Annotated in this window: 28 protein-coding genes and 1 pseudogene; 10 read left to right on the plus strand and 19 right to left on the minus strand. The window is 41.9% G+C overall.

Going from position 1 to position 20,988, the window contains the following annotated elements:
- Positions 1–75 precede the first annotated feature (75 nt).
- From MKX41_RS09865 to MKX41_RS09890, 6 genes are all read right to left on the minus strand, one after another.
- Complete coding sequence (locus MKX41_RS09865) at positions 76–312, minus strand: hypothetical protein (protein ID WP_340970051.1); 237 nt, start codon at positions 310–312, stop codon at positions 76–78.
- 201 nt (positions 313–513) lie between these two features.
- The gene (locus MKX41_RS09870) at positions 514–765 is read right to left on the minus strand and encodes an AbrB/MazE/SpoVT family DNA-binding domain-containing protein (protein WP_060622079.1); all 252 of its coding nucleotides are present in this window, start codon (positions 763–765) and stop codon (positions 514–516) included.
- 52 nt (positions 766–817) lie between these two features.
- On the minus strand, positions 818–1,087 hold the full coding sequence (locus MKX41_RS09875; RefSeq protein ID WP_340970053.1) for a hypothetical protein: 270 nt from the start codon (positions 1,085–1,087) through the stop codon (positions 818–820).
- A 9-nt stretch (positions 1,088–1,096) separates the two neighbouring features.
- A complete protein-coding gene (locus MKX41_RS09880; protein ID WP_340970055.1) occupies positions 1,097–1,612 on the minus strand; it encodes an XRE family transcriptional regulator in 516 nt (171 codons plus the stop codon).
- 129 nt (positions 1,613–1,741) lie between these two features.
- The gene (locus MKX41_RS09885) at positions 1,742–2,065 is read right to left on the minus strand and encodes a hypothetical protein (protein ID WP_081383892.1); all 324 of its coding nucleotides are present in this window, start codon (positions 2,063–2,065) and stop codon (positions 1,742–1,744) included.
- An 18-nt stretch (positions 2,066–2,083) separates the two neighbouring features.
- Complete coding sequence (locus tag MKX41_RS09890) at positions 2,084–2,296, minus strand: helix-turn-helix transcriptional regulator (RefSeq protein ID WP_340970058.1); 213 nt, start codon at positions 2,294–2,296, stop codon at positions 2,084–2,086.
- A gap of 160 nt (positions 2,297–2,456) precedes the next feature.
- Between MKX41_RS09890 and MKX41_RS09895 the strand changes: the two genes are divergently transcribed.
- From MKX41_RS09895 to MKX41_RS09905, 3 genes are all read left to right on the plus strand, one after another.
- Complete coding sequence (locus MKX41_RS09895) at positions 2,457–2,822, plus strand: helix-turn-helix domain-containing protein (RefSeq protein WP_076220787.1); 366 nt, start codon at positions 2,457–2,459, stop codon at positions 2,820–2,822.
- An 80-nt stretch (positions 2,823–2,902) separates the two neighbouring features.
- A complete protein-coding gene (locus MKX41_RS09900) occupies positions 2,903–3,757 on the plus strand; it encodes an ImmA/IrrE family metallo-endopeptidase (protein ID WP_340970061.1) in 855 nt (284 codons plus the stop codon).
- 17 nt (positions 3,758–3,774) lie between these two features.
- Complete coding sequence (locus MKX41_RS09905) at positions 3,775–5,013, plus strand: tyrosine-type recombinase/integrase (protein ID WP_340970064.1); 1,239 nt, start codon at positions 3,775–3,777, stop codon at positions 5,011–5,013.
- 241 nt (positions 5,014–5,254) lie between these two features.
- Here MKX41_RS09905 and gerQ read toward each other — a convergent pair whose 3' ends face one another.
- The 6 genes from gerQ to MKX41_RS09935 all read right to left on the minus strand — a co-directional run bounded on the left by gerQ (position 5,255) and on the right by MKX41_RS09935 (position 10,196).
- Positions 5,255–5,665 carry a spore coat protein GerQ gene (gerQ, locus tag MKX41_RS09910; RefSeq protein ID WP_371916527.1) on the minus strand — a complete coding sequence of 137 codons (411 nt, stop codon included), beginning with the start codon at positions 5,663–5,665 and terminating at the stop codon, positions 5,255–5,257.
- A gap of 185 nt (positions 5,666–5,850) precedes the next feature.
- On the minus strand, positions 5,851–6,282 hold the full coding sequence (locus MKX41_RS09915; protein WP_042188711.1) for a cell wall hydrolase: 432 nt from the start codon (positions 6,280–6,282) through the stop codon (positions 5,851–5,853).
- Between the two features lie 213 nt (positions 6,283–6,495).
- Complete coding sequence (locus MKX41_RS09920) at positions 6,496–6,894, minus strand: DUF2500 domain-containing protein (protein ID WP_081393019.1); 399 nt, start codon at positions 6,892–6,894, stop codon at positions 6,496–6,498.
- A 185-nt stretch (positions 6,895–7,079) separates the two neighbouring features.
- Positions 7,080–7,256 (minus strand): hypothetical protein, encoded by a 177-nt coding sequence (locus MKX41_RS09925; RefSeq protein WP_179085723.1) that lies wholly within the window; start codon positions 7,254–7,256, stop codon positions 7,080–7,082.
- Between the two features lie 241 nt (positions 7,257–7,497).
- Positions 7,498–8,787, minus strand: coding sequence for a WD40/YVTN/BNR-like repeat-containing protein (locus tag MKX41_RS09930; protein WP_339241491.1), 1,290 nt, complete (start codon positions 8,785–8,787; stop codon positions 7,498–7,500).
- Positions 8,788–8,813: 26 nt separating this feature from the next.
- Positions 8,814–10,196, minus strand: a complete 1,383-nt coding sequence (locus tag MKX41_RS09935; RefSeq protein WP_340970070.1) for an amino acid permease — start codon at positions 10,194–10,196, stop codon at positions 8,814–8,816.
- 172 nt (positions 10,197–10,368) lie between these two features.
- Here MKX41_RS09935 and MKX41_RS09940 point away from each other — a divergent pair, with 172 nt between their 5' ends.
- Positions 10,369–11,292: an L-lactate dehydrogenase gene (locus MKX41_RS09940; protein ID WP_042188714.1), complete on the plus strand. Its 924-nt coding sequence runs from the start codon at positions 10,369–10,371 to the stop codon at positions 11,290–11,292.
- Positions 11,293–11,381: 89 nt separating this feature from the next.
- Here MKX41_RS09940 and MKX41_RS09945 read toward each other — a convergent pair whose 3' ends face one another.
- A complete protein-coding gene (locus tag MKX41_RS09945; RefSeq protein ID WP_076283590.1) occupies positions 11,382–12,287 on the minus strand; it encodes a tyrosine-type recombinase/integrase in 906 nt (301 codons plus the stop codon).
- Between the two features lie 63 nt (positions 12,288–12,350).
- Complete coding sequence (locus MKX41_RS09950) at positions 12,351–13,247, minus strand: LysR family transcriptional regulator (RefSeq protein ID WP_340970073.1); 897 nt, start codon at positions 13,245–13,247, stop codon at positions 12,351–12,353.
- 127 nt (positions 13,248–13,374) lie between these two features.
- Between MKX41_RS09950 and MKX41_RS09955 the strand changes: the two genes are divergently transcribed.
- Entirely contained in the window at positions 13,375–14,697 is a 1,323-nt protein-coding gene (locus tag MKX41_RS09955) for an APC family permease (protein WP_042188720.1), read from the plus strand.
- An 87-nt stretch (positions 14,698–14,784) separates the two neighbouring features.
- The gene (locus tag MKX41_RS09960; protein WP_340970075.1) at positions 14,785–15,741 is read left to right on the plus strand and encodes an alpha/beta hydrolase; all 957 of its coding nucleotides are present in this window, start codon (positions 14,785–14,787) and stop codon (positions 15,739–15,741) included.
- A gap of 239 nt (positions 15,742–15,980) precedes the next feature.
- Here MKX41_RS09960 and MKX41_RS09965 read toward each other — a convergent pair whose 3' ends face one another.
- The 4 genes from MKX41_RS09965 to MKX41_RS09980 all read right to left on the minus strand — a co-directional run bounded on the left by MKX41_RS09965 (position 15,981) and on the right by MKX41_RS09980 (position 17,648).
- On the minus strand, positions 15,981–16,361 hold the full coding sequence (locus MKX41_RS09965; protein ID WP_340970077.1) for a hypothetical protein: 381 nt from the start codon (positions 16,359–16,361) through the stop codon (positions 15,981–15,983).
- Positions 16,362–16,520: 159 nt separating this feature from the next.
- On the minus strand, positions 16,521–17,141 hold the full coding sequence (gene gerPC, locus MKX41_RS09970) for a spore germination protein GerPC (RefSeq protein ID WP_042188726.1): 621 nt from the start codon (positions 17,139–17,141) through the stop codon (positions 16,521–16,523).
- 48 nt (positions 17,142–17,189) lie between these two features.
- Positions 17,190–17,411: a spore germination protein GerPB gene (locus MKX41_RS09975; protein ID WP_081951137.1), complete on the minus strand. Its 222-nt coding sequence runs from the start codon at positions 17,409–17,411 to the stop codon at positions 17,190–17,192.
- 12 nt (positions 17,412–17,423) lie between these two features.
- A complete protein-coding gene (locus tag MKX41_RS09980) occupies positions 17,424–17,648 on the minus strand; it encodes a spore germination protein (protein ID WP_036687577.1) in 225 nt (74 codons plus the stop codon).
- Between the two features lie 115 nt (positions 17,649–17,763).
- Here MKX41_RS09980 and MKX41_RS09985 point away from each other — a divergent pair, with 115 nt between their 5' ends.
- A complete protein-coding gene (locus MKX41_RS09985) occupies positions 17,764–18,222 on the plus strand; it encodes an Hsp20/alpha crystallin family protein (protein ID WP_340970080.1) in 459 nt (152 codons plus the stop codon).
- 237 nt (positions 18,223–18,459) lie between these two features.
- Positions 18,460–18,636 carry a hypothetical protein gene (locus tag MKX41_RS09990; RefSeq protein WP_339241515.1) on the plus strand — a complete coding sequence of 59 codons (177 nt, stop codon included), beginning with the start codon at positions 18,460–18,462 and terminating at the stop codon, positions 18,634–18,636.
- A gap of 131 nt (positions 18,637–18,767) precedes the next feature.
- Here MKX41_RS09990 and MKX41_RS09995 read toward each other — a convergent pair whose 3' ends face one another.
- Entirely contained in the window at positions 18,768–19,706 is a 939-nt protein-coding gene (locus MKX41_RS09995) for a GNAT family N-acetyltransferase (RefSeq protein WP_340970083.1), read from the minus strand.
- Positions 19,707–19,856: 150 nt separating this feature from the next.
- Between MKX41_RS09995 and MKX41_RS10000 the strand changes: the two genes are divergently transcribed.
- Both MKX41_RS10000 and MKX41_RS10005 read left to right on the plus strand, forming a co-directional pair.
- The gene (locus MKX41_RS10000; RefSeq protein ID WP_340970085.1) at positions 19,857–20,252 is read left to right on the plus strand and encodes a hypothetical protein; all 396 of its coding nucleotides are present in this window, start codon (positions 19,857–19,859) and stop codon (positions 20,250–20,252) included.
- Between the two features lie 242 nt (positions 20,253–20,494).
- Positions 20,495–20,680 (plus strand): annotated as a pseudogene (locus MKX41_RS10005) (transposase); the annotation flags it as partial.
- Between the last annotated feature and the right edge of the window lie 308 nt (positions 20,681–20,988).

Raw genomic sequence — 20,988 nt, forward strand, 5'->3', positions numbered from 1 at the left:
GTGCGCCCCCAGCATGATATAGTGGGGGCAAGAAAATTTGATTTTCAATGAACTGAGATAGCCCATGCCAGTGGGCTATTTTTCGTTATCGTGTTCAGCAATTTCTTTGTATTCCACGATTACAGGAGCGTTCTCGACACTGGCTATCATGTGGCCATCTTCGTCCAGAACGACATACTCAGAATGAACATGGTCCTCATACTCAGAACCAACCTGCTTAATCTCAATTACTTCATGGCTATCAATCTCGGTTCCAACTTCAAATACTCGTGTAGGATTACTAACCACTGTTAACTTTTGAATGATTTGCATAAGCTGCCTCCTTTCTATGTATTTGCAAGGTGAGCGAGGGAGTAACTGCACCAATAAAGACGGCCTTTTCAGCTCCCTTGACCTATGTGATCCGCCACCACCTTGGATGCGTCAGCCGCATCTTGGAATCCCGGACGGAGGAAAGGTTATTTCTAAGGTCCGACATCCCAAGACAGGGGCCGAAGCCCGTGCCCGTCCTTCTTAAATCTTTGCTGCTGCTGCCATTTTTTGAATAACTGAACGGCTGTACAGTTTCCCTTCAAACGGAACCAAATCTTCCTGGCTACCAGTGATCGCACAGCCAGGCGCATACTTGCGGAAGATGATCTTGTCGTCGTCAACGAAGATCTCTACAGGGTCTTTGATCTCCAAATTCATAGTGCGACGTAATTCAATAGGAATAACGATCCGTCCAAGCTCGTCCAATTTACGTACAATTCCAGTTGATTTCATATTATTAGCCTCCGTAAGATGATTTTTAAGAGTTTATTAATGCATTTGAATCTCAAAGGGTAACCTTGTGCTTTTCACGCTTCGGGTTTAGAATGGACATCAAGAGATTCTCTAACCGAGATTTCAAACCAAGTGACTGCCCTGCCAGGCGGTCATTTTTCATTTCTACTTCAGCGATGCGGATCATATTTTTCAGATAGTCTTCAGCATCCTCAATCCTTCCTGGTAGCATCACATCCGGATTCTTCCGGATCATCTGTAGGTTATGAGCTGCATGCTGACCCGCTTCTCTTGCCTCAGCGACCAATTGTTCTCTTTCCAAAGCGCACCCTCATTTCAAATATTTTTTAACTTTTAGCTCAGCTCGATGCTCCTTCCAAGTTCCCAACCAACTAAAGGAGTACTCTTTACATAGCACTGCAGCCAGATGAGTCAGGGCCGTGATAGCTTCCACCGTTTCCATAAGCAGTCGTTTTATTTGATGTCGCTCTGCTTCCGTTATTTGTTCATTAGTTTTGCTGATTGGTGCTTGTCCCGATGCCACAAGTACTTCCTTCATCTCCTCGACGGTTTTTATTAGGACGCTTGCTCTATGCAGATCCACATTATCCAGCCAAGGTGAGAAGGCTCCCCCAGAAACATCTGCTACTGCTGCCAAGAAAAGCTGTCCATCATCGTAATGCTCAACCGCTGCCTTCATGACTGGCCTGGAAGCTTTACGCGTTCCTTTAACGATTTTCCCGATTTGAGAAGCATCGACATTAGCTACTTTTCCAGCAATATGCCGGTTATCACCGGTACGTTTCAAGACGTCTTGTAGTGCGGTTCCAAATTGTCCGATTGCCAACTAGATTTCAACTCCTTTGTCCGTTTTATGGGATGCTATCGGACAGAGGCCTGATGTATGATGTTGTTAAGCGATTCCCCTTACCGCAATCCCTGCCCGCCGCTGCCGATAAAGCTCGGCGGGTTTTCTTTATCCGATTGCATGTCTGCGTTTAGCTTTGAAATCTTCACCAGCGTTATTATCGATCCACTCGGTGTGTTCATCGATCCACCGAAGTAATAAAGCTGACGGTATCCGTGGATTACCAAACTCACGATTCACTGGAAAGTCTGGACGTTTCATAACCTCAGTGGCTGTTGGTCTGCTAATGTCCAGAAGTTCCATGAACTGCTTAATGCTAAGCACTGGCGGTAGTGAAGTCGGGACTTGTACTGCGTAAACTTCAATTGCTCGAGATACAACTTTTTCAAGCAACCGTTCTAAGTCATCGCTGTCCATCACAACTATGGACATTTAGATCACCTCCTTGATTCAAATATGTTCCTTTAAGGAACTTTTGTCTTCAAAAAAATTTTCCCATGGAAATTTAAGAACACTAGCAATAGCTTTTGCAGCGGGAACAGCAGGAGTTTTAGTACCGACTTCAATATTTGTATAGTAACTCCGCGATATACCTGCTTCATCAGCTACCTGCTCATGAGTTTTACCTAATGTCTCACGAAGTTCTTTCAACCAACTCCTCATCCAGCATCACCTCCATTGTTCCTTTAAGTAACTTTATAGCTTGATTATATGTTACTTTAAGAAACATGTCAAACATAAAAGTTTCTTTTAAGAACATTTATATCAAGTTTCTTTTAGGAACATTATAATAGTCTTATCTTGTATAGTTGGGGTTGTGTACATGGAAATAGTAGGGAAACGAATAAAAGGTGAACGAGAGGCCTTAAAGAAACAGGATCAAAAATGGACTCAAGAATTTGTTGCAGATCTTATTGGTGTTGCTAGGGTAACCTACACTGCTTATGAAAATGGAACAAAATTACCACCAGTAGATACATTGAATAAAATAGCTGACACATTTGATTGTGACACTGATTTCTTAAGTGGAAGATCAAATATACGCAAGAAGCCTGAGAGCAACCTTACTTTCTACGGTGGGCCAAATGACTGGACAGAAGAGGAATTTAAAGCGGCTGATGATTTTATAAAGGAAATCAGAGAGGCACGACAAAGAGCTTTAGATAAAGCAAATAAAGAGCAGAAATAAAGAGGTTTTACACATAGCCAGCAATGGCTTTTCTTTTACATACAAAATAGAACATATGTACGCTAATTGGAGGATTTAACATGAACTTATCCAAATACTTCAAAACTCCGTTGGAACAAACTATTGAAAATCACTACCTCTCCAGGGCTATATTGGTGCCAAACGATTTGACTATAGAACGAATTTCTGAAGCCTTTAATGTTGAGGTGCATTTCAAAAGCGTTAAATCGTTTTCTGATAATGAATTATGTGTAATTGTTATCAACCAACAGGATGAACGTGATGTACAGCATAAAACATTCTTCCACGAGCTTGGACACGTGCTCCGCCATGTTGGGGATCAGCGTCAGATTTCGGAGCTTTTCCAGCAAATGCAAGAAGCTGATGCCGAACGATTCAGTCTTTACGCAGCCATCCCCTTTTTCATGCTTGAAAAATTGCAGCTCCCTGCTTTCGAAGAAGAAGCGGCAGGTATAGTTGCAACCGTATTTCAGGTCCCTCCAGAATTCGCACTGTTGCGTCTGAAACAGATTCGCGAGCGTATTGCTAGCGCTGAATTCATGACGGCTTTTACATATACTGCTGTGGCCAAGGAAAACACTTTACCATACACGACAACTCCTGAGCCAATCATACGAGGTGTTTACGGGCTTGACGATTTATCTAGACCCCACACGCTTATCATTGAACAACGTGGAGGTTTTAAGTGGGATCAGCCACTCTACATCGAGGTTAATGGAACCTTTAAAAGCGTGGATGTCCATCCAAACTCTAATCGGAATATCGCTGTTGTTCGTTCAAGTGATCTTTTAATCCCTCCGAGCCGTTCTGGATACGTAATGATCGACATGGAGCGAATTGCTTCTCGACATGGACAAAACGCAAACAAATTGTTTCTAACCATAGAAGCTTTAGAAGATGCTATTAATTTTTAATTTAGGAGGACCTACTCATGGCCAGCGTATTTAAAGTACCTGCAAAGAACAAACAAGGCTACAAGTGGAAGTGTGTCATGGAGGGTCCTCCTGATCCGGTCACAGGCAAGCGCCAACAGGTACCGAGGGTACGTGATACTCAGAAGGAAGCCATCGCCGCAGCTCAGGCAGTTGTGGATCGTATGAAGGGTGGAACCGATACAAAGCGTGCCAAAAAAATGAAATTCAATGAGGCTGCTCAAGAATGGCTACAAGATTATATTATTACTAGCGGAGTTAAAGGAAAAACTGTGGAAGCTCATGTGTCCGACATTAATTTGCTGAACAAATATTATGGTGGAGCTAATATTGATAAAATAACACATAACCAACATCAAAAAATGCTCAACAATTTGTTTTCAGAAGGATATGAAATAAATTCCATCTATCGTTATCACTCAACAGCAAATTTAATTTTCAAATGGATTATCAAAGAAAATTTACGCATTGATAACCCTTGTCAAAACATAAAAATGCCTAAAAAACAACGGACAGTTTTAGAAGCTAAAAACAATGCACTGGAAGAAAAATTTCTGGAAAGAAGTGAAATTGAAGAATTTCTGGAAGTACTACAAAATCACGGTTTAGGTGATGATCTAGAGACGTTTTATTTTTTGCTGTTTAGCGGAGTGCGACCAGGAGAATTTTGTGCTTTAGAGTGGCCTGATTTCAACTTCGAAACTCATGACGTTCATATTTATAAAACACTTCACTTTCCACAGGGTGGAAGTGGCGCGTACCAATTAACACCTCCAAAGACTACCGGATCCGTCCGCACCTTTGATGTGGATGATTTCATCGTTGAGATGTTTAAGCGGTTAAAGATAAAACAGTCCGCTCGACATAAAAGATACAAGGAGCTCCACGATGATTTTGTAGAGACTCAGTTTATTTTGACCAATAACAACGGAACACCATTTACAAACTGGAAGTTAGTTAATCGTATGGCTCGTCTAATGAAATTAACAAACATCAAGAAGCACGCAACTCCTCATATATTTCGACACACGCACATCACGATGCTAATCGAAGCAAGTATCGCGTCTGGCTCTCAGATTGATCTCAAAACGATTATGAAGCGTGTAGGTCACGATGATGCAAAAACCACACTCAAGATTTATACCCATGTGACGGAACGAATGATGCAAAGCAGTAGTGACAAACTAAAAATCCACTTCCAAAACATATTAAATTCCAAGGATCTGCCGAGAATGTGATTTTTCTGTGATTTCAAGATAAAAAAAAGACTCAAAATCCCTTGTAAACACTGATATATCAAGGTTTATTGAGTCTTATACAATTTATTATATTAATATATTGGGGCAATCCGCAAGCATGCGTGTCCTTTCGAAAAAAAATGGGTCTTTATTCCCCTTATTATTCCAAAATATCAGTATGTATAAAGAAAACCCCCTCACCGTTAAGTGTTGGGGTTCATCCAGAAATATAAGGACTTGATTAGCGACAGTTTCTTGTTGTTGGAGGATTACCGATCACTCCAGGGTACTGGTAAGTAAGGGGCTCATCAAATGTAGCATAATCAAAATAAATCATAAGTAATACAGTACGTTGACCAGTTACTGGGTCACTAATAATAATGTGGTCACGGCCCGCAGCTTCCAGCACACCCTTGTAAACTTTGGCATTCCACTCTTTGTTATTTTCGTAAGTAAAATAAAATGTACCTACTTTGCCTAAATTCAGTCTGAAAATATTTTCGATATACGATTGTTCAAACTGTTGAGGTGGGTTTTGAACTACAACCCCTCCTGGTGTCATTGGACTTCCACTGCTAACTTGTGGCGGCATGCTTCCCATGCCTTGCATTCCTTGCATCCCTTGCATTCCTGTAGACATTGGCATTTGCATACCTGAAGAAGAAACACTACCAATAGTATAAGTGACGGGACGGTATGGTTGAACGATCATTTAATGAAACCTCCTAAATGTTTATCGGAGCAGTTGCTCCCTTTGGACACAAAAGAATCTTTACACTAGCTTACTGAGAGAATTACTCATAATAATGAGTAATTCTCTTTTACACAGTTACCCTGTTAATTACCAATAAATACAGACGGGCAATCTTCTCCAGTCGGAGTAAAGAAGCAATGAGCTTTAAAGCGGCCTGTGTTTTGTTGGTTATACCAGGTTGGAGGGCAATCTCCTACAGGACGGAAGAACCATAAAGCATTGGTCGCTGGCCATGTTCTTTCACCTGCAATTGCACGTTTTGCAAGACGGATATCTGCTTCTCTTGCACGTTGATAGAAGTAGCTTTTCTGCGGGGCTTCGAATCCTCCTGGACTTTGATAGACCATGTCATTCACATTACGAATGTTCAAAAAATCAAGGCAATTGCCAAGAATCCGGTTGACACCAACATTGCCGACCATAAGCATACCGAGATCTCCATCTTCCTCAGCTTCCGCTCTCATCAACCGCGCTAGCACCTTCACATCTTCCGAGTTCGTTTTGATGACGGCCACGCTGTCTCCTCCTTGGGGTTGCTTCGTAAACAACCTCGTTCTTAACTGCATGGTGTATTGTATGTGCATTAGCCCAAGTGGTGACAGTTCCAACCTAATTTTAAAGCCATTTGCTTTCCATTAGGTTCTTAATAGTCCGCAAATAAAAACCATTCTCTCTGCTCCGTTGAATGGAACAGAAGAATGGTTTAAGTATGAAAGTATAGCTGATGACTACTCCGCAGTGGAGTATTGTGGTTGTCGCTCAAATCCGTGATATCTAGTTCCTTGATAGGTAAGCATGCCTTTATCGCCTTCTGCACTCATGCCATATTCATGGCCATCTACTTTAAATTCAATTCGACTGCCCCCATTCAATTCGTACGTTAAGTAGTAGGTTGTACTCGTACGACTTGAACCATTATCTTCTTGAACCTGCTGCTGCCTTATTTCACTCCGCTTGCTGACGATACGGGCAGGGATGGTTAGCATGGGTGAGCTATTGTTCCGGCTCCATTGAAGCAAACCCCTTCCTGCTGATACTGCAAGAATACCAACCATTACAATGAGAAATATTGGCATCACTGTTCCAGAGAAATCAAACATCCATGAAAGATCCGGGCCCATTCCCATGACATTTTCCCCCTTCATACCCATTAATTCAACCCTTAACTTAACTTCAGGCACTTCTGTACATGTATATGCCTCTTCTAGTCCAGAAAGCATTAAATTAGTGAGACTTCATGCAAAAAGACCACTTCGTTTTCTTAGAAATCAAGAAATCGAGTGGTCTTTAATCATAATTTTGAGTGATCAGATTAAGCATGAACGAGGTCTAGCAATTGCTTCGTTTCGTCAGTCTCAACATCTAACATACCATTGTCTGCCCAGCATGCTCTGCATTGTTCTTCCGTTTCACACAGGTGAGCGTCATCACAGTTGTAGCAAAGTTGCAGCAAGTTTCTTGTCATATAATCTGTTTCAAAAGTTTTCATTGTAATCTCTCCTATTCGAAAGTTAAGTTTGTGAAAATTTGAACTTGTTCTATGTGTTAAATATATCACACGATCATTTAAATGTCATGTGATTTTTTTCACATCTATAAAGAAAATTTTAATTAAGTTTTTTCCTTATATTCAATCAATCAAAAACATATTGATTTAGAAGTTCATTCTTATTCAAAAAAAGCTGTTTCAAAAGTATTATCCTCTACTTTTGAAACAGCTTCACTTCACTTTACATCACACGCCAACTAATCCCACCATTTGTAGTTTGTAAGAGGAGCGAGCGTTTTTGTTCTTTTTTCTCAAGTAAAAGCCATCCCACCTCTGTGGAAATAAACTCCATCTTAATCGTCTCAGGATATTCCTCAAGCTTAGACTGCAGAACACTGCTCTCCTTTAGAGGGAGCCAAGTTTTCCCTTGGTTAGCGGTATGGTAAAGAGTATCACCAATAATGGCCCAACCAACTTGCGAATTCAGAAACGTCGGAGCGCTCTGATGATTCCCTCCGGTTGGACTCTTTAATTCAAACGGTGTGAATTTCCAGTTATCTCCACCATTAGCGGTAAAGTAACCGTGGTAAGTAATCGTCTTATCTTTATCATTTTGGCAGCCCACAGACATCCAACCATTAGTCTTACTAGCATCGAAGAACTCTGGTTTGCCAGTAATGACTCTGTCACAGCTTTCCAGTTGTTCATTTACCAGAAAAGACTGTCCTGGATTCCAACTCTGACCACCGTCCTTAGTTATAAAGATCTTAGGAAGGGCACCGGTCTGCAAAGTCACAAATCCTTCTACACGACTCTTGAAGATCATTCCAGTACTTACACCTGTGAACGGGATCGAATGATTGGGAAGGTTCGGATTATACTGTTCATTCTGCATCACTTCTTCCCATGTGGCCCCACCGTCTGACGTTGAATAAATCGCCTTGCTTTCCTTATTAGGAGTAGCGTTCGCAGAGGTCATTAACCATCCCTGTGTTGGTGAATTGAAATAAACGGAAGATACATTATTATCATCACCTAATGAAGAGATTTTCCAGCTTTTCCCTCCATCAGTGGTTCGTAGCACTATATTCTCTGTCGTACCAAAAGCACTTCTTATAATCCAACCATGGTTAGAGTCAGTAAAAAAGATGCCTTTTCCATAGACAGGTGTGGACAGGAACTGCACATTGGGTGCAGGAGAAATATTAGCCCAGGTCGCCCCGTTATTATGGGTAACGTACAAACGAAGTTCATTTTTTGTTACACCCCATACCATGCCCTCTGTCTCACTAAGCAGATGAAAACCCGTAATTCGAGTTTGAACCTGATATTTCGGGCCACTCTCTTTGTTAGTATTGTTATTTGGTGGTGTAATCAGAGTAATCGTCTGTCCTTCTTCCGGTGCTTCTGTAGGCTGTGGCTGTGGAGAAGGCTCCGGTGGTGGTGAAGAACATGCTGAGACTATCCACGCTAAAAAAAATAGCATCATAAACATTCTTAGAGTTTTCAATCCAGCGGTTCTAGATGTCAATGCCCTCTCTCCTCTCAATTGGAATCTTATTTATGATTTAACTTACTATTACGGTAGCCGTATAGAAAATAGATCAGAAGTCCAAGACTCGTCCAAATCAGAAACCCAATCCATGTCTCACTTCCTAGATTATACATCAAATATCCGCATGTTGCCGCACTTAGCAATGGAATGAAGGGTACCCAGGGTACTCTGAACCCTCTTTTCATATTGGGATGAATAACCCGCAGGGCAATTACCCCCAAAGAAACGACAAAGAAGGCAAACAGTGTTCCAATGCTTGTTAAGTTAGCCAATCGATCCAAAGGAATAAAGCCCGTTAATACAGCTATAATGATCCCAACCATCCACGTACTACGAATAGGTGTCTGTGTTTTAGCATTGATCTTAGACAATCCTCGTGGTAAAAGACCATCACGTGAGATTGCGAATAACAGTCGGGTTTGACCGAACAGCATTACGAGCAGTACAGTTGTCATTCCCGCAATAGCTCCAACAGAGATTAGACCCGCTATCATATCTTGATTTACAACACGAAGCGCATAAGAAACGGGATCATTAACATTGAGATCCGTATACGGTATAATACCTGTTAATACAAGTGAAACTAGGATATACAATACAGAACATATAGCAAGGGATGAAATAATCCCAATAGGCAAATCGCGCTGTGGCTGCTTTACTTCTTCTGCAGCAGTCGATAACGCATCAAAACCTATGTAGGCAAAGAAGACAGTTGCCGCACCGTTTACAACACCTTGATAGCCAAAGGGTAGAAATGGAGTCCAGTTCTCTGGTTTAACATAGAAAAATCCAGTTACGATAAACAAAAGCACTACAGCTATTTTGATAACGACCATAATCGCATTAAAACGAGCAGTCTCTTTAGTTCCCCGTGTTAGTAAGTAGGAAATTAGTAAAATGATTATTACTGCTGGTAAATTAATAATGGTACCTGCTTCCGCATTATACGCCTCGGATAGCGCTGTAGGAATATGGATACCAAAGCCCTCTAAAAGTCCCTGCAAATAACCTGACCATCCACTGCTTACTGCAGCTGCTGCAACGCCATACTCTAACACAAGGTCCCAGCCCAAAATCCAAGCGAGTAATTCTCCAAAAGCTACATAACTATAGGCATAGGCACTTCCGGAGACTGGGATGGTCGATGCAAACTCTGAATAACAAAGGGCTGACAGCACGCAGGCAAACGCGGCTAACAGGAATGAAATGACAAGGCCAGGACCAGCGTGTTCTGCTGCCGCTACTCCTGTCATTACAAAAATACCAGTACCAATAATCGCTCCTACACCTAGCATGGTTAGATCCAGCGCACCAAGTGTTTTGTTCAACTTGGTTGCACCTGAGTTTGAAGGTGCGATTAGCGGTTTTTTGCGAAATAAATCCATTCTTACATTCTCTCCTGTCTAGTCTTGTTGTCAAATTGATTAGAGAATTTCTATTAAGTATGCCCAAAATGGGGTAATGCATTAAATAAGACCTGCTTGAAAACAATATCGTTAGCGATTATGATGGACAAGATTAAAAGCTAAAAATTTTAATTACTGAGGAGATGGAATCATGGCCCCCCCGAAACCCAATCGTGTCGTAGTCATTGGTACTGGAGCAGTTGGTACAACAACAGCCTATACATTACTGCTACGGAGACGTATGCCTGAGCTCGTACTTATTGACGTTAATCAAAAGAAAGCCCTTGGAGAAGCATTGGATATGAATCACGGCATGCCCTTTGTTGGTGGTGTGAAGCTATGGGCTGGTACATATGAAGATTGCCGGGAAGCGGATATCATCATTGTAACTGCCGGTGCATCACAAAAACCGGGTGAAACCCGGATAGATCTTCTCCGCAAAAACATTTCAATTTTCAAAGATATCGTTCAAAAAATCACCAAATATAATCAACATGCGATACTACTTATTGCTACTAATCCTGTAGATATTTTGTCATATGCCACTTTGAAAATAAGCGGTTTTGATCGCAGAAGAGTCATCGGTTCCGGAACGGTGCTGGATAGTGCACGTTTTCGCTACCTGATTGGACGCCACAAAGAAATTGATCCACGCAGTATTCATGGTCAGATTATCGGGGAACATGGAGACTCGGAACTTCCTGTTTGGAGTCTAGCGAATGTTGCCGGGATTGATCTCGGTTTTGACGAAGCAGAACAAGATGAAATATTCCAAGATACTAAGAATGCCGCTTATGAAATTATTGATGCCAAAGGCTCAACCTCTTACGCAATAGCATTAGCACTAGATCGTATTGTGGTATCCATTCTTCATAATGAAGGCTCTGTATTGAACGTATCTACTTTATTGAATAATTATAACGGAGTTTCGGATGTCTACCTTGGCGCCCCTTGCGTCGTAGATCGGTCCGGTGTACGAGAAGTACTAGATCTTCCATTAAATGAGACAGAACGAGCTCTATTCCAAAAATCTGCCGAGAAGCTTAAAGCTGAGATAGCTAAGCTAGAACTATAAGCAAATGAATACATGGGGCTCTCCCTGTTGTCATGATACATGGCCGGGGATAGCCCCTTTTTCATGAAAGATTTGCACTTAGAATTCTATCAAATCTGGACTTGCAATTTCGACATGGCTTCTTCCTTCTCACGGCTCGTGATATGCGTGTAAACCGTTGTTGTCTGAATGGAAGAGTGCCCCAGCAGCTCCTGAACCGTCCTCAGATCCGCACCTTTTCGTAGCAGCATGGTAGCAAAGGAATGTCGTAGCTTATGGCTGGAATAGGGTCGACGTTGTGCAGCAGGCACATCCCTTTGGAAACGATCGAAGGTGTCCGCAGCGATTTGCTGAATGCCACGTATGGACAGCCTGCGTCCTTTCTGTGAAATGAACATAGCTTCCTCTTTACTGCGCCAAGGATTTAATCGTTCTTCAATCGCCAGATCGAGAAAAGGTACCACATCCTCTGGAATCGGAACATTACGCCATTTACGTCCCTTACCGAACACTCGAAGGGAATGTCTTTCTACATTATAATCACTTAAATTAAGCGTGTGGACTTCCCCCACCCGAAGCCCCATATAGGACATGAGTAAAAAGACTGCTAAATTACGACCTTTGTATTTCCCATCTATAGAAGACAAAAATCGCCCCAGATCACCTTCATCTAAGTAGACCGGTTCGCGATTGATCTCAGTTTTAGATTTCTTAATCCCAGCTGCAGGATTGGTAAGAAGCAATTCCAGCTCAATTAATGCCTTAAAAAAACAGTTAATTGAGGCATGCTTCCGGTTACGGGTAGCATCACTTACTCCACGTTCACGCACTGACGTAAGAAAAGAAATAACATGTAGCTTCTTTACGGACTCTAGCTTTTTACCATTCAGACTTTCTAAAAACTGTTTTACATCCACTAAATAGGATTTCTGCGTATAGGGAGTGTAACCGGCATCCTTCATCCAGATTAAAAAAGCCTCAAGCCCCTCTTCGTAGTCTTCACTCCACTCATTCATGGCTTCGAGCCTCCCTTGATTTCGACAATCTATTGTACCATAGAATAGTTACAAGAATTAAACTTAGCTGCTCCATTTTTCAGCATGCTTTTGTACAGCTTTTAAAAACTCTGTTAGAACAGGAGATTTCCATTTCTTATGATGATAGGCAATTTGAGTGGCCACACGCTGCGATTCATCATTCCAATTCAGCCTAGCTAACTTCCCTTCCGCTAATTCGTTGCTCACAGTAATCATTGGAATAAAAGCGATGCCTAGACCCGCCATAACACATTGCTTGATCGCCTCAATACTCCAAAACTCTAACGTAGGGTCCGGAAATACCCCGTGTCTGTTTAAATGATGTTCAAATAAAGTACGGTAGCTACAACCAGTTTCCGTATGCAATATCGTTTCTCCCTTAAGATGAACCGGTTCTACCACTGGAAGACTCAATAAGGGATGATCCGGCGGAGCGATCAGGGTCATTTGTTCATGCACCAGTGTTTCTATATTCAGATCTTTATCTTCCGTCTCTGGTTGAAGTAGGAAGGCCAAATCCAATTCACCGGATCGAACTAAATCCGTTAGCTCCCAGCAGGCCCCAGGCTTCAGAAGAATTTGGACCTTTGGATATTTCACGCGAAACTCCTTGATAATGCCTGGTAAGCGAAAAGCAGCCAGAGATTCAGGTGCACCAATGCGTAAAGACCCTGTTAGCTCACTCTCGGAGCGAAGAGCATCTTGCGCTAGAGAGTGCATTCTGGAGATCTCTTGAGCGAATGGGAGCAGACGGCGGCCTGCATCGGTTAGGATGATCTTTTTACTGATCCGATCAAATAAAGGCTGACCTATTTCAGTCTCTAACGCTTGGATCTGTGCGGTAATACTGGATTGTGCATAATCAAGCTTCTGTGCAGCGCGTGTGAAGCTACCCGTCTCCACTACGACTATAAAGGTAAAAAGATGACGTGATTCCATACATGCCCCCTGAATAATAGTTACCCATCGGAATTTCGAATGGATACTATTCAAAAAATCTGTTTTTCCAATGGATCTATTATCTGCTACTCTATAACAAAAGACAATGAAAGCAGGATTAAAAATCATGAAAGATTCAAGTTCAACCACTTTACGAAGAAACATCGGCATGCCGCAAGCCATAGCTCTTTATATCGGCGCTGTATTGGGCTCGGGAGTCTTAATCGTTCCCGGACTGGCTGCAGAAATGGCAGGTCCCGCTTCATTGCTGGCATGGGGATTTATGACGCTGTTGATTTTACCAATGGCCTTATCGATGGGCCTGCTCTCTGCCAAATTTCCTAACGCAGGAGGCGTGTCCCACTTCGTTACCCTTGCTTTCGGACCTAAAGCCGGATCTTTAGTGGGCTGGTTTTTTCTAATGTCTGTTCCGATTGGTGCGCCTGTCGCTGCGCTGACCGGAGCTGGTTATATGACAGCCGCAATGGGCTGGGATGAACCTGCGAGAATTACTATCGCTGCGGTGATGTTGGCCATTGGGCTAATTACAAACTGGATTGGTATGCAAGTGGCGGGAAAGGTACAAATTGCTGTAGTGATTGCGATTGTAGCTGTTCTCGTCTTCTCGTTTGCTACTGCGCTTCCTCGAATGGAGGTTGAACACTTCACTCCCTTTGCCCCACACGGATGGATGAGCATTGGACAGGCTGCAGCAATCCTATTTTGGTGTTTTATTGGTTGGGAAGCTGTCTCACATCTCTCTGAGGAGTTCAAAGATCCACAACGTGCTGCAGTTAAAGGTGTGACCATCGCTGCTATTATTGTAGGTGTTCTATATTTCTTATCCGCTTTAGCAACGGTTGGCACACAAAGCTACCTTAAAGGTGGGTCGAGCACTTCACTTGTCTGGATCATCAGCCAGCCCCTTGGACGCTGGGGAGGATTTATCGCAGGACTTACAGGTCTCTTCATCTGTACCGCCACCATTATCGCTTATGCCGGTGCTGCCTCGCGTGTGGCTTATGCGTTATCACGTCAGGGCTATGCACCGCAATGGATGGGAAGACTATCCAAACCATATCATACCCCTATCGGTGGGATAGCTTTCCTGCTCCTCTGTTTTGTAACGGTCATGTCACTGTACAGCAGCGGATTGATATCTATCACTACTTTGATCCAGTTTCCAAATGCGACTTTTATCCTGACTTATATCGGAGGTTGTGCTGCGGGGATACGCCTACTTAAGGGAAGTAGATTAGGCGTAACGATTAGCTGGATCTCTTTTCTAGCTACCGCTGCTGTGTTTCCTTTTACAGGATGGGCAATAGGCTATCCGTTACTTATTACTTTGATGTTTATTTTGATCTTCCGTATCAAACATAAACAAGCGGTTGCCGGAATAAGGGATTTAAAAAGTGGAATTCGTGAGGATCAACAAAAAGCATTGTAAGACTCATATCGTTTCAGCATTCGTTTAGATGGTTATGGAATGAAGAGGGTAAACTATACTATGACCAGACAAAGGAGACGATACATCATGCCAAATCAACCAAAGATTATTCTTGAGCCAGCAGCGCAGAAATTTGCCGATGATAATTCCAAACCTCCGTTCCTTCCTGATCTTGGACCAGAAAAAGGCCGTGAAACGGTAGATACTGTACAATCCAGTGAGATATATAAACCTGAAGTCGAAATTGAAGATCTTATGGTGCCAGGAGGACCTAATGGTAATGTTTCCATAAGAATTGTCCGGCCTCCTAGCTCCTCTTCCGCGTCGTTGCCAGTGATCCTTTACATTCATGGTGCTGGCTGGGTGTTTGGTAATGCACATACCCATGACCGCTTGATCCGTGAGCTAGCTGTCGGAGCGGAGGCTGCCATTGTTTTTCCAAATTACAGCCTCTCTCCAGAAGCTAAATATCCTACAGCAATTGAAGAAATCTATGCTGTTCTGAAATGGATCGCTGCACAGGGTAGTGAACATGCACTTGATGCTAGCAAGCTATCCATAGGCGGTGATAGTGTCGGTGGAAATATGGCAGCCGCCATTACGCTTATGGCTAAAGAGCGCAGTGGCCCGAAGATAGGGAAACAACTTTTGTTCTATCCGGTAACGGATGCCTCCTTTGATACCGAATCTTATCATGAGTTCGCAAAAGGATACTTCTTGCAGCGTGATGGAATGAAATGGTTCTGGGATCAATATACAACTGACCCTGAGGAGCGGAAGCAGATCACAGCCTCCCCGCTTCGAGCTAGTGTAGATCAGTTACGCGATCTACCTGAAGCACTAGTCATAACGGGTGAAGCAGATGTTCTACGTGATGAAGGTGAAGCTTATGCCGCCAAATTACGTGAAGCTGGAGTCACAGTCACGGCAGTTCGTTTTCAAGGGATCATACATGATTTCGTGATGCTTAATCCTTTAGCTGAAACCAATGCCAAAAAAGCCGCCATCAAGCTGGCGACTACATGGCTTCGCGAAGGTTTCTAAATAAATATGTTCGTTCACCAAATTAGAGACAGCCTGCAAATGTGCAGGCTTTCTCTAATTATAAGTTTAATGCTATTTCTATAGCAGAATACCTTTGATGGCCCTCCTTTTCGTAGCTCGAAGCTCGCTTATTTGTGAAAAGTACTTTCTTATAGGACAGTACCTTATATTAGTTAACATAATAATTATTATGTTAACTAATATATTTTTATAAAATAAGTATCAACAAATATGCTAAATTACTCCTCATCTTCTGAAGCTATTTCTCGCTTGAACTCACTGGTTCGACTCTCCAGATGAACTGAGCCACCATTTCCAATCTGGAAGGTCGTCCCAGACCCAATCGATAAAATCCTAATATATTCAATGTTAATCGTTGATTCCTTGGAATCATTCAAAATCTCAAATTCATCTTCATTCACTTGCTTCGGCCATGCCATGAGTGGGATCTCTAAGGGTGAAGCCTCTCTATTATTGCCATTAATCTCTTTTATGTTATATAGGTAATTTTCTTTATTACCCACAAATTTAGACTGAATCCGCTCTACAGATCCACATATGAAAATCGAACTGTCAGACAAATTATTAATGTATACATCTTGTATACGCGAGTTGTGCATTGTTAACTGCCTTTTTTGACTTGATCCGAAGTACTCGGAGTATATTCTATCACGCTGTCAAACGCCGAAGAACAGTTAATCGTCTGTGTATCCCCTACTAAAAATACTGAAGAACCTGATATCGAAACCACTTTTACTGCGTTTACATTTATGTCTCTGTTAATCACGGTTACTTTCATGCGGCTCCCGCCTTCCAGTTATGTTTATTTCCAAATGCCGTTCTACCGCCGTAACAATATCTCGTTTGATTTGTTCAACAATAGAAGCACTTTCCTCTTCTGTGTATCCACGCCCTTCTTCAGCGGCAGGAAGCTGGCTTACATACTCGTTAATCCGGCCATCCATCTGATTCAGCAGATCCTGGGTTACCATTTGGATATACTGCTCATCAATACTTAAGTTCTGCTCTTTTTCTAAGCGTGAAAATTGAGAAGGAACTTCCTCTTGCACATACTTCAGAATCTCTGGACGAATTTTATCCGATAATGCAGATGCAGTTGGTGTCCCTCCCTCTTGCTCCCCAATAGGCTTACCATTGATCATCGCTTCATCCAGATTATTCCCCTCATTTGGTGTAATGCCTATATTTAGAGTGCCTTCCAGCTTCTCGATTTTCAATTGTTCAAAATGATAATTTATAGGACCTATACTTGCAATGTTATTGTTCTTTATGCTGACTACTTCACACTGTAAATCTTGGAGCTGTTTTTCTAGAAGTCGAATCTTTTCAGTTTGTATTCTTAATGCGTTAAAGACTTGCTGAACATAATACGGATGCATACAACCCCCTCCTATGGTTTATTGTATGCGAGGGATACGAGCCTAATTCTAGCGTGTATATAGTTCAGTTGGTGTAGGCAAGCAAACAAGCGGTGAATCACTTTTCGCTGATGATAAAGCAGGAGGAGAGTCTGGAACGTCAATAGACTGATAACTATGAGACAAGGCATTAATTCGGCCGGAAGTGCCGATCTGAAGAACCGATGAATTTGAGATTATACCAATTTTTAGATTATTGACCGAGATGCACTGATACACCGTAATATTCATGTAAACCCATCCTTAAGGAGGCGATACTTGATCCACCACATCTGAATCCATCGTGTTCGTACTGCTGGCTGCATTATTCGTAATGTTTGTACCTATGGAGTCACCTATGGAGAAGGAGTTGGCACCGGCATAGATTTTGGAGTTACTGCTCAAGATAACGGATGCCGTATTTCCTACTAAGACTGTGGAACTGGGGCCTACGCTGTTAATTTTAATATTGCCGATGATTGAAACCACCAAACCACTCCTCCCTTCGGAATGATAACCTATTCTATGTAGATATCCGCCCAGATGTCACTGAATAAGTCATACGCCCATACAATGGATTAAAAATGAAGGAGGTTGAGCGTTCATGAGTCCGAATAAATCAAACCCTTTAGATTGGATGAACGAAGATCCCTTTTTTAAGAAAAAGTTATCCTTAAAGTCACTTGAAGAGCAATGGAAGCTGGATCCAAGCCAGATCGATGGCTATGTTGAAAAAATAATCAGAGAAGCTACCGCGGCCACCTCTTCCTCATTGACGGACGAAACCTCAAGTCTGCAATTTGAGCATCTGGACACACATAATTATTTGATCACTAAAATCCGTATTCCAAGTGGAATTCACCCCGAAAGTATTTGGGCACAAATCAACCGAACACAAATCAAATTAAGCGGTCTCGGAAAAGATCATAACGAGATCATCCCACTCCCCATTCCAGTCAATCCGGATCAGAGCAGAGGCACTTATAAACAAGGCTCATTGCAATTCAGAATGCCGAAAATGTCAGCAGGTAAATTTAGAGATATCGACATCCGTTATTTATAAAAAAATCCTTAAAATCCCTCCTTTTTGCTCGTCCAAGTGGCAATCTCTCCTCAAAAAAACGTCTTAAAACTAAAACAGCGTATAATTTAAGTTATGCGCTGTTTTTTAGGGCGTTTTTTTGCCCTTTTTATCCTTAATTTTGTCTGCAATCACAAAGGAATTTATAAGCTTCATTCTCCGAACTTTAAGGTTCCCTCGCTCATAAGATAGGGTATCAATCGCAAAGGTGGGCTATTTATGTCCAAAAACAAGCGCGGCAAAGCACTCTGGCGTATGCCATCCCGAAGCAGAGGAACATGTCTGATCTGCGGCAGCACTCGTATTAAGCTTTTGTACATCGGAAAAGGACTTTCTGGCGAAAAGGTTAACGTGTGTAAGAAATGCGAGGGTAAACAAGTAACTAACAGTAACTGAACAAAATTGTTCAGAGGATTTCCAGTCACCATTTATTACATGGCGAAAGGATTACTAAAAAAGTGCAATCCTGTCATCGAACCTCGATGAAACTGAATCACACTTTGCTTAGTAATCCTCCACTTCAAAAACTATAGGAGTTCTATACGATACCGTCTTTCCTCACTCGATAAACTGAATCCGACAGATTCATAAAGATGCAATGCAGAATCATTATCTGTTAACACCATTAAATAAGCTTCTTCAAGTCCATGTGTTCTGAAATAGTTTAACGCTTGAGAAAGCATGTACCTAGCAATTCCAAATCTTCTCCACGGCTCAAGAACAAAAACATTTTCAATATACCCACTATTCTCTTCCTGCCATACCATCAAGCTACCTACAACCCTCTCCCCTTCTCGAACAACCATAGAGTTCCAAAGCGGATTTTGCTTAAACTGAGATAGCCGCTCTTTCCCGAGTGGGGTTTCTGGCCAAACCTCTGCTTCCAATTCTAAATAAAGATCTTCTTCTTGTGGCGTCTCCATCATCCAAGTTGCAAATTCAAATTCCTTTTTCAGTTCAGGTGCGGTGTAGGAATGATCAAGAGTATGATTCATTTTAAATAAGCTATTGAATTGACAGAAGCCCTTTTCTTTTTCAAAAAATTGCGTATTTGCGATCTCAGATGCGTTATTCCCAACACAGAGCGTCGTTTTGTACGCTGTTGATAAAGTTTCCTTCAATTCAAGTGCTCTCAAAAGGAGCGTTTGATATAAACTATCCAATAGATCATAATCTTCTTCTCTTTCAGGTATTGTTTTCAAATTCAAATAGATCGAATGTCTGCTTTCCTTTGAACGCCCAGGTGGCACAATATTTATGATCTCTACTTGACCTTTGGCAACCATTTTTCCATTTTCAAAGGCGCAGTACACATTCTCCCAGTTTTCCTCATCACCAACCCACCAAAAAACAGCATTTCCCCGCGAAGTAACCGAGCTATATAACTCACCCAGTAATGACATGTCCCCTTGTTCAAAATGACGAATCGTTATTCCTTCTGATGAAAGAATCGTAGATTTTGTCAAAACAAACCCCCTTTTCAAATGAATTTATATTTATACATCAAGGTTAGCATACCTCTTCCAATTTCACCTGTTAATTAATAGTTATAATTAATTCTTATATACCGTAACATTTATCGAGTGAACCCTGTCTTACTTACATAGGGGGACTAAATGATGAAGAGACGATTTTTTATAGGCATTTCTATATTTTCAATGGGTATTGTAATAGCTTTAGGGATCGGTACGATATCAAATATCCTAACTCCATTTAAGAATTTCTTACTCACTGTAGATAATCAGTCGGATGATGAAATTAGCTCTATTGAAATAGGTTTAATCCATATGGATTCCAAGGAATTATTTACAGATCCCATCAAGAAAGGTGAAACAAAAAAGTTCAAACCTACACTGAGCTTAAGTGGTGAAGGTTCTATATACCTTAAATATACTGACGCAAAGGGACAATCCACCCAAGAAACGGTATGCGGTTATACAGAGTATCTATCTGGTTATTCAACTGTCACGATTACTAATGAGGGCACAACTATAGTTCAGCAATGTAATTAAATCCTTTCCCTTGTTTTTGGAGTCGGATAGACGGTTGCGCTCCATAAGGACGCTCCGCGAACGGTCCATTGTTCCAATCGCTGTTGTGTCCAGATTTTTTTCAATTTTCCTTAGCGGATAAAATCCGGAAACAAAGGCGACCGCTATCGCTTTTCCACAATCAGTCCGTTCTCTCCGCTGTGTAGGCGGGAAATGGACTACAATATTTAAAAAAACGCAAAAAAAAACTCTCTTTTGGTAAAATGGAGTTACCACACAACTATTTCAAAGAAGAGGTTTCTTTTGAACATTCAGTATACCAAGCTCAGGAAATCCTGCGAAGCGAGGAAGACTATGCTTTGTCCGTACGTCGAATGATAGAACTAGAGAGTATGTTTGGACAACTAAAGAACAATCGGAGCTTCCGGCGATTTCTGCTTCGCGGCATGTGTTCGAAGAAAATAAATTAGTAGACTGAGTAACGTCCCTTTAAATGGCTACCGGCGAACACATTCTTGTCGTCGGCATACCGATCGCGGCCCGTCCCGTTGCATCCGAAAGAACCATGAGCACGAGTTGCAGGCGCGCTGCTCAGCCGTTTGCTAATCGCCATGCCAGTCTACAACTTTATTTTTCGAGTCGACACATACCCTCTAAGCATGTCCACATATAACGAAAGATGGATTTAAATCTCTTTATAGCAAAAGAACGAGAAAAAATCCAATGTAACCTCACGTGAAAATAAGCCCACTACGCC

Source organism: Paenibacillus sp. FSL R5-0475, assembly GCF_038004585.1.
Taxonomy (GTDB): domain Bacteria; phylum Bacillota; class Bacilli; order Paenibacillales; family Paenibacillaceae; genus Paenibacillus_AQ.

Coding starts and splice junctions, on each gene's coding strand:
- MKX41_RS09960 (WP_340970075.1), top strand. CDS start 14,785: ATGCCAAATCAACCAAAGATTATTCTTGAGCCAGCAGCGCAGAAATTT.
- MKX41_RS09945 (WP_076283590.1), bottom strand. CDS start 12,287: ATGAATGAGTGGAGTGAAGACTACGAAGAGGGGCTTGAGGCTTTTTTA.
- MKX41_RS09865 (WP_340970051.1), bottom strand. CDS start 312: ATGCAAATCATTCAAAAGTTAACAGTGGTTAGTAATCCTACACGAGTA.
- gerPC (WP_042188726.1), bottom strand. CDS start 17,141: ATGCATCCGTATTATGTTCAGCAAGTCTTTAACGCATTAAGAATACAA.
- MKX41_RS09965 (WP_340970077.1), bottom strand. CDS start 16,361: ATGCACAACTCGCGTATACAAGATGTATACATTAATAATTTGTCTGAC.
- MKX41_RS09895 (WP_076220787.1), top strand. CDS start 2,457: ATGGAAATAGTAGGGAAACGAATAAAAGGTGAACGAGAGGCCTTAAAG.
- MKX41_RS09920 (WP_081393019.1), bottom strand. CDS start 6,894: ATGGGAATGGGCCCGGATCTTTCATGGATGTTTGATTTCTCTGGAACA.
- MKX41_RS09955 (WP_042188720.1), top strand. CDS start 13,375: ATGAAAGATTCAAGTTCAACCACTTTACGAAGAAACATCGGCATGCCG.
- MKX41_RS09975 (WP_081951137.1), bottom strand. CDS start 17,411: ATGAATATTACGGTGTATCAGTGCATCTCGGTCAATAATCTAAAAATT.
- gerQ (WP_371916527.1), bottom strand. CDS start 5,665: ATGCAAATGCCAATGTCTACAGGAATGCAAGGGATGCAAGGAATGCAA.
- MKX41_RS09905 (WP_340970064.1), top strand. CDS start 3,775: ATGGCCAGCGTATTTAAAGTACCTGCAAAGAACAAACAAGGCTACAAG.
- MKX41_RS09890 (WP_340970058.1), bottom strand. CDS start 2,296: ATGAGGAGTTGGTTGAAAGAACTTCGTGAGACATTAGGTAAAACTCAT.
- MKX41_RS09990 (WP_339241515.1), top strand. CDS start 18,460: ATGTCCAAAAACAAGCGCGGCAAAGCACTCTGGCGTATGCCATCCCGA.
- MKX41_RS09935 (WP_340970070.1), bottom strand. CDS start 10,196: ATGGATTTATTTCGCAAAAAACCGCTAATCGCACCTTCAAACTCAGGT.
- MKX41_RS09900 (WP_340970061.1), top strand. CDS start 2,903: ATGAACTTATCCAAATACTTCAAAACTCCGTTGGAACAAACTATTGAA.
- MKX41_RS10000 (WP_340970085.1), top strand. CDS start 19,857: ATGATGAAGAGACGATTTTTTATAGGCATTTCTATATTTTCAATGGGT.
- MKX41_RS09885 (WP_081383892.1), bottom strand. CDS start 2,065: ATGTCCATAGTTGTGATGGACAGCGATGACTTAGAACGGTTGCTTGAA.
- MKX41_RS09925 (WP_179085723.1), bottom strand. CDS start 7,256: ATGAAAACTTTTGAAACAGATTATATGACAAGAAACTTGCTGCAACTT.
- MKX41_RS09985 (WP_340970080.1), top strand. CDS start 17,764: ATGAGTCCGAATAAATCAAACCCTTTAGATTGGATGAACGAAGATCCC.
- MKX41_RS09940 (WP_042188714.1), top strand. CDS start 10,369: ATGGCCCCCCCGAAACCCAATCGTGTCGTAGTCATTGGTACTGGAGCA.
- MKX41_RS09870 (WP_060622079.1), bottom strand. CDS start 765: ATGAAATCAACTGGAATTGTACGTAAATTGGACGAGCTTGGACGGATC.
- MKX41_RS09950 (WP_340970073.1), bottom strand. CDS start 13,247: ATGGAATCACGTCATCTTTTTACCTTTATAGTCGTAGTGGAGACGGGT.